The following is a 12,653-nucleotide window of genomic DNA, read 5'->3' as shown; positions in this document are numbered from 1 at the left end:
ATGGATAAGCAATATTGGAATTTTTCAGCAGGACCTTCCAAGCTTCCCGGTGAGGTTTTGCAACAGGCCGCCGAGGAAATGCTCGATTGGCATGGCAGTGGCCAATCAGTCATGGAAATGAGCCACCGCGGACCTGAGTTTACGCAAATTTGTGACGAGGCCGAAGCCGATCTTCGTGCCTTGATGGATATCCCAGAAGAATACGCCGTCATGTTTATGCAGGGTGGGGCAACGGCTGAAAATGCCATTCTCCCCATGAACCTGATCGCCAGAAATGCATCGCATTCTGCCGATTATGTATTAACCGGGATTTGGTCTACCAAATCCTACAAAGAGGCCACCCGTTATGGTACGGTGCGAATTGCCGCCCAAAGTCATCAGGACAGGCAAATCAATGGTCATACGTATGCTCCCTGGACATGGGTGCCGGCTTTCGAAGAGTGGAAGGTCAACCCCGACTCTTCATATTTGCATTTTTGCAGCAATGAAACCATCGGTGGGGTCGAGATTGGTGCTTTGCCCGATATGAGCTCCTTGGGAGCCGGGTCGGTTCCATTGGTGGTCGATGCTTCCTCCCATTTTCTGTCCCGTCCATTAGACATAAGACAAACCGGCATGGTTTATGCCGGCGCGCAAAAAAATGCCGGGCCTGCGGGTGTAACGGTGGTTATTCTGCATCGCGATTTGCTTGGCCATGCCTTGCCTTATTGCCCAAGTGCCTTTGATTACGTCAACGTGGCCCGTGAGCGTTCACGATTCAATACACCGCCTACTTATGCCATTTATATTGCCGGACTGGTTTTTAAATGGTTGCTGGCAAAAGGTGGTTTGGCCGCTATCGAAGCTGAAAACATCAGCAAGGCGAAGGCTTTGTATCGCCAGCTTGACAGCAGTGATTTTTATTGTAATGCGATTCAGCCCGAATACCGTTCTCGCATGAATGTGCCATTTACCTTGCGCGATGACAGCCTGAATGCGGCTTTTCTTGAAGGCGCACAAAAACAGCAACTCTTGAACCTGAAAGGTCATAAGTCTGTCGGTGGCATGCGGGCTTCCATTTATAATGCCATGCCCATGGAAGGGGTGCTGGCCCTTATCGATTACCTTAAAGAATTTGAACGCCAACATGGATAAACTGTTGCAGGAAAAGCTCAAGCCGCTGCGTGAGCGAATAGATGCCATTGATCATGAAATACTGGGCTTGTTGAATCAACGGGCTCAGGCTGCTGTGGATGTGGGTAAAGTAAAGCATGAGTTTCAGGCTGATGGTCCGGTGCTCAAGCCCGAACGTGAAGCGCAAATTATCCGTCGATTGCAGGATCTTAATGAACGGGGAGTTTTTCCCCGTGAGTCCGTGCATGCCGTGTGGGCTGAAATCATTTCAGCTTGCCGCGGACTTGAGCGTGGTCTGACAGTGGCCTATCTTGGGCCTGAAGGTTCGTTTTCCGAGCAGGCTGCCTTTGAATATTATGGGCATGCGATACAGAAACTGCCTTGTCCTTCCTTTGATGAGGTGTTTCGTGCCGTCGAGGCGGGGCAGGCTGACGTGGGTATGGTGCCGGTTGAAAACTCTACGGAAGGGGCGGTTAACCGGACTCAGGATTTGCTGTTGTCGACGACCCTGAAAGTGCATGGAGAGCGCATTATCGCTATCCGGCATTGTTTAATGACGCAGGGCGGAAGCATGGATAACGTAAAGGTTATCATGGGGCATCCGCAGGCTTTGGCGCAATGTCATAATTGGTTGCAGCAACATTACCCTAATCTTGAAAGGGTACCGGCGGCAAGTAATTCAGAGGCAGCCAGACATGCGGCTGAAGAGGGTTCCGTTGCGGCCATTGCCGGTGAAGCGGCGGCGCTTGTCTGGAATTTGCCGATTGTGGCGGCAGGCATTCAGGATGATCCCAATAATAAAACCCGTTTCCTGGCAATTGGCCATCTGGACTCCCTTCAAAGTGGCAAAGACCAGACAAGTCTTATCTTTGCCGTGCCAAACCGGATTGGTGCCGTTTACGATCTGCTTAGTCCTTTTGTCCAGAATAATGTCTCAATGACTCGTTTCGAGTCACGTCCGGCCCGTACCGGTCAGTGGGAATATTATTTTTATGTCGATATTCTGGGCCATCGCAACGATAAAAATGTTGCCAAGGCATTGGCTGAGCTTGAAAAGAAATCCGCTTTCTTCAAAATTCTCGGATCTTATCCTCTGCAATAAAGGTCATGTATGTCCGTGAATGACACGTTGGCCGTATCGGCTAATTCGTTCTTTATACCTGTTGTCAGCGTGGTTGGGGTGGGCCTTATTGGCGGGTCTTTTGCCAAGGCGCTTAAAAATGGCGGTCATGTGGGGTGCGTGCTGGGGGTGGGTCGAGACCAGGCCAGCCTGGAAAGGGCGCTGCAACTTGGTTTGATTGATCGTATTGCGACACTTGAAGAAGCAGGCAGGGAGTCGGATTTCATATTGATTTCCACGCCAGCCTCAGTGCTGGGCAGGGTTTGTGAAACCCTTGGGCCGCTGCTCAAGTCAACCGCAATAATGACTGATGCCTGCAGTACCAAGGTTCAGGTTATCCAGGACGCCCGTCAATCGTTGGGCGTACGGGTCAATCAATTCATTCCCGGGCATCCTATTGCGGGCTCTGACGAGTCGGGTCCGGCTGCAGCGGATCCTTTGCTGTACTGGAATCGTAATGTTATTTTGACCCCATTGCCCGAGAACTCAACGAATGATCTTAAGCAGGTAAGGCAATGCTGGCAGGCTTGTGGTGCGCTAGTGCGTGAAATCAGTGCCATTGAGCACGATCGGATCTTTGCAACTGTCAGTCATTTTCCACATTACCTGTCTGCGCTTTACATGTACATGGTGAGTCGCTCCGATTCATCGGGCATGGCTTTGGCCCTGGCAGGTACGGGTTTTCGTGACTTCACAAGAATTGCGGGTGGTTCACCGGAAATGTGGCGGGATATCTTTATCAGTAACAGGCAAGCCATGCTGAAAGAGATTGATGCATTTATGCCGGCACTTGAAGAAACCCGGCAGATGATAGAAAACAGTGATGCGCAAGGCTTGCACGCATGGCTGGAGCAGGCCTCCGTGGCCAGGAAAAAATGGGGAGAAAACAAGTAATGCGTACACCATTTATTGATTTGAATGCAGTGTCAACGGCCAGCGGCGTAGTTAACCTGCCTGGTTCAAAAAGCATATCCAATCGGGTGCTTTTGCTGGCTGCGCTGGCAATTGGTCCAACACGTATCACGGGGCTGCTGGATTCCGATGATACAAGGGTTATGTTGAAAGCGCTTGAAACGCTGGGTGTCTCGGTAGGGAGACACGATCAGGAAACGGTTACGATTGGGGGGCAGGGTGATTTTCCCAATAAACAGGCAGAAATATTTTTAGGCAATGCAGGGACGGCTTTTCGTCCGTTAACGGCTGCCTTGGCCGTGCTGGGTGGAAATTATCGTTTGCATGGCGTAGCCCGTATGCATGAACGTCCGATTGGCGATCTTGTCGATGCATTGCGATCCATGGGAGCTCTTATTAGCTGTGAACAGAATGAGGGCTATCCGCCACTTAAAATTACACCTGGAAACCTGAATATTGATGGGCCGGTCAAGGTTCAGGGGGCGGTTTCCAGCCAGTTTCTGACAGCCTTGCTGCTGGTTGCTCCCCTGATTGCCCAAAAAACCGCCCAGGATGTTGTGCTGGAGGTTGAGGGAGAGCTCATTTCAAAGCCTTATATCCAGATTACCCTGAACATGATGGCCCGATTTGGTGTGGTTGTGCGGCAACAGGGTTGGTCACGTTTTATTATTGCTCGCAATGCGGTTTACAAAAGCCCCGGCCAGTTGGAAATCGAAGGTGATGCTTCTTCCGCTTCTTATTTCATGGCTTTGGGGCTGGTTGGCAGGGGGCCTGTCCGAATCAATGGCGTAGGTGAAAACAGCATTCAGGGGGACATCCGGTTTGCTGAAACCATCCAGGCCATGGGCGGAAAAATTGAGTTTGGCGATACCTGGCTGGAAGTAACCGGGCCCGATTTAACGCGAGGCGAAAAACTGAAGGCCTTTGATGAGGACTTCAATTTGGTGCCCGATGCTGCCATGACCGCTGCCGCGCTGGCCTTGTATGCCGATGGGCCGTGCATGCTGCGCAATATTGGTAGCTGGCGGGTCAAGGAAACCGACCGGATTGAAGCCATGCATAAAGAGCTGGCAAAAGTGGGGGCAACGGTAACATCGGGGCCCGATTGGTTAAGGATTGTGCCGCCCTTGTCATCCGAATGGAAAACGGCAGAAATCGAAACCTATGATGACCATCGCATGGCCATGTGTTTTTCCCTGGCTGTGTTTGGTCCAGTGGGCTTGCGTATTCTTGATCCTGATTGTGTTGCCAAGACTTTTCCGGCCTATTTTGATGTTTACAAGACACTTGTGAGGTAATCAGGCATGAATAACACAAGTTTGCCACCGGTGATTGCGATTGATGGTCCCAGTGCTTCAGGCAAGGGAACACTGGCCGCAATTGTGGCCAAAACCTTGGGCTGGCACCAGCTTGATTCTGGCATGCTGTATCGATTAAGTGCCCTGGCGGTATTGAAAAAAAACATCCAGTCCGACAATGAGGCCGAGATTGCAAAGGTGGCTCGCAACCTTAATGTTTGTTTTGTGGGGCAGCAGGTGTTGCTCGATAACGACGATGTCAGTGATGTTTTGCGTACAGAAGAAGTGGGAGCGCTGGCTTCCCGAATCGCCGCTTATCCTTTGTTGCGGCAAGCCCTGTTTGAGCGTCAGCTGGCGTTCAGGAAAGCGCCTGGCCTGGTTGCTGATGGCCGCGATATGGGTACCGTCATTTTCCCTGACGCAAAATTAAAGATTTTTCTGATTGCAGATGTCAACGAAAGGGCACAAAGACGTTATAAGCAGTTGATCGAGAAAGGAATTTCTGCTAACCTAGTGTCCTTGCTGGACGATCTGAAAGCGCGAGACGAACGGGATATGCATCGTAGCCATGCACCGTTGGTTCCGGCCAAAGACGCAATTATTATAGATTCCTCAACCTTATCCATAGAGGAATCCGTTGCAAAAGTATTGGCTTACTGGTCTGCAGTAAACGCCTAAAGCGTTTATGGGCAGCGTGGTAGGTAATAGCGGAAAAACCTGTGCGGTTTTTCCGTGTTGTGGGCTTTCATGTAAGGGGTACAAACTTTTACCCGCATGAAAGATATCATTCACTCCACCGGGAAAGTTGTATTTCCTGGTGTGTATTTTTTTACAGGCCCGAAGGGCCGTTGGATATAGTTTAATGACATCCGTAACTTTACAAGACGCTATTGGTGGCGAAAGCTTTGCAGACCTGTTTGCTGCAAGTGTTAAAAACCAGGATATGAAATCAGGTGAAGTGATTTCAGCAGAAGTAGTACGCATCGACCACAACTTTGTGGTTGTTAATGCCGGATTAAAATCCGAGTCATTAATCCCCCTGGAAGAATTCCTGAATGATCAGGGCGAACTCGAAGTCAACGAGGGTGATTTCGTTTCTGTCGCCATTGATTCACTCGAAAACGGCTACGGCGACACCATCCTGTCCCGTGACCGCGCAAAACGTCTGTCAGCATGGCTGTCCCTGGAACAAGCACTTGAGTCCGGTGAAATGGTTACCGGTACCATTACCGGTAAAGTCAAAGGCGGTCTGACTGTCATGACTAACGGTATTCGTGCTTTCTTGCCCGGTTCACTGGTTGACCTGCGTCCGGTAAAAGATACAACGCCTTATGAAGGCAAAACCATGGAGTTCAAGGTTATCAAGCTTGATCGCAAGCGTAATAACGTTGTTCTGTCACGTCGTTCAGTCCTTGAAGTGAACATGGGCGAAGAGCGTCAAAAACTGCTTGAAACCTTGCAGGAAGGCGCAGTGGTTACCGGCATTGTTAAAAACATTACCGACTACGGCGCATTCGTTGATCTGGGTGGTATTGACGGTCTGCTGCATATCACCGATATGGCATGGCGTCGTGTACGTCACCCATCCGAAGTGTTGACTGTTGGCCAGGAAGTCGAAGCCAAGGTCCTGAAGTTTGATCAGGAAAAAAGCCGTGTATCACTGGGTGTCAAACAGTTGGGCGAAGATCCTTGGGTGGGTCTGGCACGTCGTTACCCACAAGGTACACGCCTGTTCGGTAAAGTTACCAACCTGACTGACTACGGTGCTTTCGTTGAAGTTGAAACCGGTATTGAAGGTCTGGTTCACGTTTCTGAAATGGACTGGACAAACAAAAACGTTGACCCACGTAAGGTTGTCAGCCTGGGTGAAGAAGTTGAGGTCATGGTTCTTGAGATCGACGAAGATCGTCGTCGTATTTCACTGGGCATGAAACAGTGCCGTGCCAATCCATGGGAAGATTTTGCCATTAACTTCAAACGTGGTGACAAAGTTCATGGTGCCATCAAGTCAATTACAGACTTTGGTGTGTTTATTGGTTTGCCTGGCGGTATTGATGGCCTGGTTCACCTGTCTGACCTGTCCTGGACAGATTCAGGTGAAGAAGCCGTTCGCAACTTCAAGAAAGGCGACGAGATCGATGCGGTTGTTCTGGCTATCGATACCGACAAAGAGCGTATCTCTTTGGGTATCAAGCAGCTGGAAGGCGACCCATTCAACAACTACGTATCTTCTAACGATAAAGGTGCGGTTGTTCCTGGTGTTGTCAAGTCTGTTGAGCCTAAAGGTGCAGTGGTTACACTGTCTCTGGATGTTGAGGGCTATCTGCGTGCATCAGAAATCTCTGCCGGTCGTGTAGAAGATGCGACAGCGGTTCTGAAAGAGGGCGACAATATTGAAGCCATGATCCTGAACGTGGACCGCAAAGCTCGTTCAATCCAGTTGTCCATCAAGGCACGTGACAATGCTGAAACAGCCGATGCGCTGCAACGCATGACAGATTCAAGTGCTTCTTCAGGCACAACAAACCTGGGTGCCTTGCTGAAGGCTAAACTTGATCAAGCTAAAGACGAATAAACAGTGACTAAATCAGAGTTGATTGAAGCACTGGCAGCAAGCTATCCACAGCTTGCTGCTCGCGATGCGGAGTATGCCGTTAAAACCATGCTGGATGCACTGACCAATGCCTTGGCAAATGGTCAGCGCATTGAGATTCGTGGTTTTGGCAGCTTTTCCCTGTCGCTACGTGCTCCACGAGTAGGTCGTAATCCCAAGTCGGGCGAGCAGGTGATGGTGCCGGGTAAACGGGTGCCGCACTTCAAGGCTGGCAAGGAATTGCGCGAGCGTGTAGATTCTGTATTCAAAGCTGCCAATGAGCTTAAATCAGAATCTTTGGCTCATGAAGATCTTGAATCGGACAATGTCAAGGTAGCCAATTTTTAAGCAGGCTTGACATGGTTCAATAAAGAAAACTCCGAAGCAAAAACTTCGGAGTTTTTTTTATTCATAAATGATGGAAAGCGAATATGCAGTATTTTAAAAGGCAATTTCGCATTACAATGTGTTGTTTTCAGGATTCGAGGAGAGGATTATGCATTACGTTATTTGGGCATTACGCCTGATCATATTTTTACTGGTTTTGTTGTTCGCCCTGAAAAATACAGAACCTGTCTCGGTCAGGTTTTTCTCTGATGTGGCTGTTAATAATATCCCCTTAATTGTTGTCTTGCTGGTTACCTTTTTTCTGGGTGCTTTATTTGCTTATTTGCTGGCCATTCTGGTGCGTATTAAAAAAAACCGGCAGGTTAGCCAGCTTAAAAGTGAAATTGCACGTCTTAAAAAAGATGTCAATTCCGCCAAAGACAGCAAGTATTCCGCAGCCGCAAGCCTGTCAGATAAAACGTCAGATTCAACCGCAATTACGAAGGTCTAGAGGAGTTTGGTTTGGTGGATTATGAGGCCTGGTGGCTGATACTTATACCTATTTTGTTTGGTTTGGGATGGATAGCCGCGCGTGTGGATGTGCGACAAATGATGTCAGAAACACGACAGTTGCCCGATTCTTACTTCAAGGGGCTTAATTTCCTGTTGAATGAAGATCATGACAAAGCCATTGATGCATTTGTTGAGGTGGCAAAACTTGATACTGAAACCATTGAGCTTCATTTTGCCCTTGGAAGCCTGTTTCGTCGCCGTGGAGAAATAGAACGGGCCATCAGGGTTCATCAAAGCTTGCTGTCACGGGCGGATTTACCTAAAAATGATAGAGACCATGCGCAGCATGAACTTGCCCAGGATTTCTTTAAGGCGGGCATGTTTGACCGTGCTGAAGAGGCTTACAAGGCTGTGCTGGATAGCAGTTATGCCGTGCCTGCCAACCGTGCGCTTATCCGCATCTACGAGGCCGAGCACGATTGGCCTAAGGCCATTGAGGCTGTCAGGCATCTTCACACAATCCTGGATGAACCCATTCCGCAGCTTATTCACTACCATTGCGAACTGGTGCAACAATCCATGCAGTCCAAACAGCCTGACGTTAACTATATTAACGAAGAGTTGAAAAAGGCTGAACAGGCATTGCTGAAACAGCAAGGAGAGCTCAGGTCCAATGCGGCAGCCGTAAGAATCGCCATACTCAGGTCAAAATTAATGAAAATACAGGGCGATAGCCTGGCTGAAAGAAAATACCTGGAAGGCATAATGGCCAATGCGCCCGAATATGCCGGCTTGGTTGCTGCTGATTTGCTGGCAAATTACAAGACGGGCCAGCAGGCGGAAGCCGGACTGGATTTATTAAAACAGCATTACCTGAACCATCCTTCCCTGGACTTATTTAAAATTGTATTTAGCGAGCTGCGAGCGCAGCAGGGAGCGGCGCCAGCCTGGCATTTCGCCTCTGAATCATTGCGCTTGCATCCTTCCCTGTTGGGTCTGGATAAACTCCTGGAGGTCGAGTTGAAAGCAGCTGCCGATGGGGAAAAGCCTAATGCCTCCGACAGGGTTTTGCCAGATGTCGAATTGTCGCTTTTACATAAAATGATTCATAAGCATACGCAAAGGCTGGATCGTTACAGTTGCAGTTCTTGTGGCTTTGAGGCCAGAGTGTTTTACTGGCAATGTCCCGGATGCAATATGTGGGAAACCTATCAGCCGAAAAAACTGGAAGAAATGTGATGGATTCATTTCCACTGGAAATTATTAAACAGAAAAAAATCCTGGTAATTGGTGATCTCATGCTTGACCGTTACTGGTTTGGAGAGGTAGACCGGATCTCACCAGAAGCGCCGGTGCCTGTTGTGCGGGTGGCGCGTCGTGAAGATCGGCTGGGCGGCGCGGCAAACGTGGCCAGGAATATTGTTGCCATGGGCGCAAAGGCTTCATTGCTGGGTATAGTGGGTCCCGATGAGGCAGGAGAGCAAATTCAGTATCTTGCCGACGAGGCGGGCATTGACCCTTTACTCATTCAGGATCAAAGCTTGCATACTACCTTGAAAATGCGTGTGCTGGGACGACAGCAGCAATTGCTCAGGATAGACTTTGAGTATCCGCCACAGTCCTCAGCCTTGCATATGCTTGATGAAAAAGCCAAGGCATTGATTGCGCAGCATGATGTATTGGTGCTTTCCGACTACGCCAAGGGTGCTTTAACCCATGTTGAAGCCATGATTGCCCATGCGGTTGAATGCAATGTTCCTGTGTTGGTTGACCCTAAAGGTGATGATTACGCCCGCTATCGGCATGCCAGTCTGGTGACGCCTAATCGTTCTGAAATGCAGCAGGCGGTTGGCCATTGGGACTCCGAGGAAAAATTATGCCAGCTGGCACAGTCGCTGCGAAAGAAATACGCTCTTGAAGCCTTGTTGATAACCCGTTCAGAGCAAGGGATGACCTTATTTAACGAGCAGGGCCGTTTTCATGAAGATGCCCGGGCACAAGAGGTGTTTGATGTTTCCGGTGCGGGAGATACTGTCCTGGCAACGCTGGCTGTGACAAGGGCGGCAGGGTTGGATTGGCCGCAGGCAATATATTGGGCTAACAAGGCGGGCAGTATTGTGGTGGGTAAATTAGGCACATCAATCGTCAGTGCGGAGGAATTGTTATGATAGTTGTAACCGGGGCAGCCGGATTTATTGGCAGTAATATTGTGCGGGGCCTGAATCGAAAGGGGATCAGTCGTGTCATTGCGGTGGATGATCTTACCGATGGTGATAAATTCATCAATTTACGCGATTGCCAGATTGCCGATTACCTTCATAAAGATGATTTTCGCAGGCTGGTCAGTACGGGCAACCTGGGACATATCAAGGCTATTATTCACCAAGGTGCCTGTTCGGATACCACCGAACGTGATGGTCATTTCATGATGGATAACAATTATCGCGTTACGCTTGAGTTGTTCAATTTTGCCCAGGCCCGTTCAATTCCCTTTATTTATGCTTCATCTGCCGCGGTTTATGGGGCAGGGCCGGTGTATGCTGAAAATATCGAAAACGAAGCGCCGCTTAATGTGTACGGATATTCCAAATTCCTGTTTGATCAGGTCTTGCGAAGCCGCATGAGCAATCTTACCGCCCAGGTGGTTGGTTTAAGGTACTTTAATGTCTATGGACCTCACGAGCAGCATAAGGGAAGAATGGCATCGGTGGCTTTCCACAATATGAACCAGTTCCTCAAAGAGGGGCATGTTCGCCTGTTTGGGGGCTGGGATGGTTATGGTGACGGGCAACAAAGTCGCGACTTCATTTCTGTGGAAGATGTGGTGGCCGTAAACCTGTATTTTCTTGAACATCCCGAAAAATCCGGAATCTTCAACTGCGGCTCGGGTCGTGCCCAGCCCTTCAATGATGTTGCCAAGGCAGTCGTCAATACACTAAGGGAAGAGCAGGGAGAAGCCCCTTTGTCACTGGAAGAACTGGTTCAGGCAGGCCTGATTCGCTACACCCCATTCCCGGATGACTTGAAAGGCAGATATCAAAGCTTTACCCAGGCTGACTTGACCGCCTTGCGTCAGGCAGGGTATGCCGCAGACATGCTTGATGTTGAAACCGGTGTTGGCCGTTATGTGAAAGCCTGGCGTCAGAAAGAAAAATAACCATTTTTTCAAATTTGATTTTCGGGCGTCATGATTCCAAGCCATCTGTATAAATACGGATGGCTTTTTTTGTTCATCACGTTGCCCGCCAATTCCGGATTGTTGGATGATGCCTGTTATGTTCAAGTGATGAGGCGTTCATGAAACAAATAAAAACAGGTAAATCCTGCTGGTTGAAATGGTTCCTTTTTTGGTCGTTTTTCCTGTCAGGTGCCGCAAATGCGGTAGATATTAACTCAGCCAGTCGTGAACAGCTGGTATCTATCAAGGGGATTGGGCAGACAACGGCAGAAAATATAATCAGGGAGCGACAAAGGGGTGGTCCGTTCCTGTCCCGGCAGGATTTGTCGCTCAGGGTTAAAGGCATAGGCAGAAAAAGGGCCGACAAGCTTTTTGAAGCGGGCCTGGAAATAGATGGGCAGGATTTGCCCGGCAAGCAGGCGGTTGATGTGGCGCATCAGGGAAGATCCACGAATAAAAAAGGGGCAAAGCGCTCCCTTTCTGCGGCAGAGCCAAAATTAATTAAGCCTTATAAGGAAAATGCTGGTACCAGAGAAAAATAATGGTGGGGTTAAATGAAAATGGTATATGATTTCATTACTATGACTAATACTTATCCTACTATTGAAGAGACCATCGGCAACACGCCGCTGGTGCGTTTGCAACGACTTCCCGGGGCTTTTGGCGATCCTAAGGGGAACGTCATTCTGGCCAAGCTTGAAGGAAATAACCCAGCCGGTTCAGTCAAGGATCGTCCAGCCTTGTCCATGATCAAGCATGCCGAAGCCAGGGGGCAAATCAAACCTGGTGATACGCTCATTGAAGCCACTAGCGGCAATACTGGCATTGCATTGGCGATGGCTGCTGCCATCCGTGGTTATAAAATGATACTTATCATGCCCGATAATCTTTCCCTTGAACGTCGTGCTTCCATGAAAGCATATGGTGCAGAGCTTATCCTCACTAAAGCAGAGCAGGGGGGTATGGAGTATGCCCGCGATCTGGCTTTAAGCATGCAGTCTGAGGGCAAGGGGCTGGTGCTTGATCAGTTTGCCAACCCGGACAACCCATTGGCGCATATAGAAGGCACAGGTCCTGAAATCTGGCAACAAACCAACGGTAAAATCACGCATTTTGTAAGCGCAATGGGAACAACGGGTACTATTATGGGTACGGGTTCCTACCTGAAGTCAAAAAACCCTTCCATTGAAATTGTGGGGGCTCAACCTGCTCCGGGGGCATCCATACCGGGTATCCGGAAATGGTCGGAAGAATATCAACCCAAAATATATAACCCCAAAGGGGTGGACACCTTCGAGTTAATTGGTCAGGAAGAGGCCGAGAACATGGCGCGACGTGTGGCGGCTGAAGAGGGAATTTTTGGCGGGATATCATCAGCGGGTGCTCTGGTTGCCGCTTTACGTGTTGCGCAACGTACCCAGAATGCTACAATTGTCTATATCGTCTGCGATCGGGGTGATCGCTATTTGTCGCAAGGCGTGTTCAACTAAACTAACATAATATTGAATTGCTTGAATTGCAATGCAAGTAGCTGGTTATTGAAAACAAAACCAGCTATTTTTACATATAAATCTATGTTTTTGTTGCGTTATTTTAATT

At 49.1% G+C, this 12,653-nt stretch carries 13 protein-coding genes; all 13 read left to right on the top strand.

Annotated elements, in window-relative coordinates; genetic code table 11:
• The 13 genes from serC (at position 1) to cysM (ending at position 12,544) form a co-directional block, all read left to right on the top strand.
• Positions 1-1,134, top strand: coding sequence for a 3-phosphoserine/phosphohydroxythreonine transaminase (gene serC / locus IE074_RS01055; protein WP_189383583.1), 1,134 nt, complete (start codon positions 1-3; stop codon positions 1,132-1,134).
• Positions 1,127-2,215, top strand: a complete 1,089-nt coding sequence (gene pheA / locus IE074_RS01050) for a prephenate dehydratase (protein WP_189383582.1) — start codon at positions 1,127-1,129, stop codon at positions 2,213-2,215. Before serC ends, pheA begins: the two co-directional genes overlap by 8 nt.
• Before the next feature lie 9 nt (positions 2,216-2,224).
• On the top strand, positions 2,225-3,127 hold the full coding sequence (locus tag IE074_RS01045; protein ID WP_189383581.1) for a prephenate dehydrogenase: 903 nt from the start codon (positions 2,225-2,227) through the stop codon (positions 3,125-3,127).
• A complete protein-coding gene (aroA, locus tag IE074_RS01040; protein WP_189383580.1) occupies positions 3,127-4,443 on the top strand; it encodes a 3-phosphoshikimate 1-carboxyvinyltransferase in 1,317 nt (438 codons plus the stop codon). Before IE074_RS01045 ends, aroA begins: the two co-directional genes overlap by 1 nt.
• Positions 4,444-4,449: 6 nt before the next feature.
• Complete coding sequence (gene cmk, locus IE074_RS01035; protein ID WP_189383579.1) at positions 4,450-5,121, top strand: (d)CMP kinase; 672 nt, start codon at positions 4,450-4,452, stop codon at positions 5,119-5,121.
• Positions 5,122-5,305: 184 nt separating this feature from the next.
• A complete protein-coding gene (gene rpsA, locus IE074_RS01030; RefSeq protein WP_189383578.1) occupies positions 5,306-7,018 on the top strand; it encodes a 30S ribosomal protein S1 in 1,713 nt (570 codons plus the stop codon).
• A gap of 3 nt (positions 7,019-7,021) precedes the next feature.
• Complete coding sequence (locus IE074_RS01025; RefSeq protein WP_189383577.1) at positions 7,022-7,384, top strand: integration host factor subunit beta; 363 nt, start codon at positions 7,022-7,024, stop codon at positions 7,382-7,384.
• Between the two features lie 148 nt (positions 7,385-7,532).
• A complete protein-coding gene (locus IE074_RS01020) occupies positions 7,533-7,874 on the top strand; it encodes a LapA family protein (RefSeq protein WP_189383576.1) in 342 nt (113 codons plus the stop codon).
• Between the two features lie 14 nt (positions 7,875-7,888).
• Positions 7,889-9,115 (top strand): lipopolysaccharide assembly protein LapB, encoded by a 1,227-nt coding sequence (gene lapB / locus IE074_RS01015; protein ID WP_189383738.1) that lies wholly within the window; start codon positions 7,889-7,891, stop codon positions 9,113-9,115.
• Positions 9,115-10,044, top strand: coding sequence for a D-glycero-beta-D-manno-heptose-7-phosphate kinase (gene rfaE1, locus IE074_RS01010; protein WP_189383737.1), 930 nt, complete (start codon positions 9,115-9,117; stop codon positions 10,042-10,044). Before lapB ends, rfaE1 begins: the two co-directional genes overlap by 1 nt.
• Complete coding sequence (rfaD, locus tag IE074_RS01005) at positions 10,041-11,033, top strand: ADP-glyceromanno-heptose 6-epimerase (protein WP_189383575.1); 993 nt, start codon at positions 10,041-10,043, stop codon at positions 11,031-11,033. The genes rfaE1 and rfaD overlap by 4 nt, the downstream gene beginning before the upstream one ends.
• A 140-nt stretch (positions 11,034-11,173) precedes the next feature.
• Positions 11,174-11,596: a ComEA family DNA-binding protein gene (locus IE074_RS01000; RefSeq protein WP_189383574.1), complete on the top strand. Its 423-nt coding sequence runs from the start codon at positions 11,174-11,176 to the stop codon at positions 11,594-11,596.
• A 39-nt stretch (positions 11,597-11,635) separates the two neighbouring features.
• The gene (cysM, locus tag IE074_RS00995) at positions 11,636-12,544 is read left to right on the top strand and encodes a cysteine synthase CysM (RefSeq protein ID WP_189383573.1); all 909 of its coding nucleotides are present in this window, start codon (positions 11,636-11,638) and stop codon (positions 12,542-12,544) included.
• Positions 12,545-12,653 lie beyond the last annotated feature (109 nt).

The sequence above is a fragment of the Advenella faeciporci genome (assembly GCF_014652395.1).
GTDB classification, from domain to species: domain Bacteria; phylum Pseudomonadota; class Gammaproteobacteria; order Burkholderiales; family Burkholderiaceae_B; genus Advenella; species Advenella faeciporci.
The sequence above is the reverse complement of the archived record's forward strand: the minus strand, read 5'-3'. Positions and strand labels throughout refer to the sequence as shown.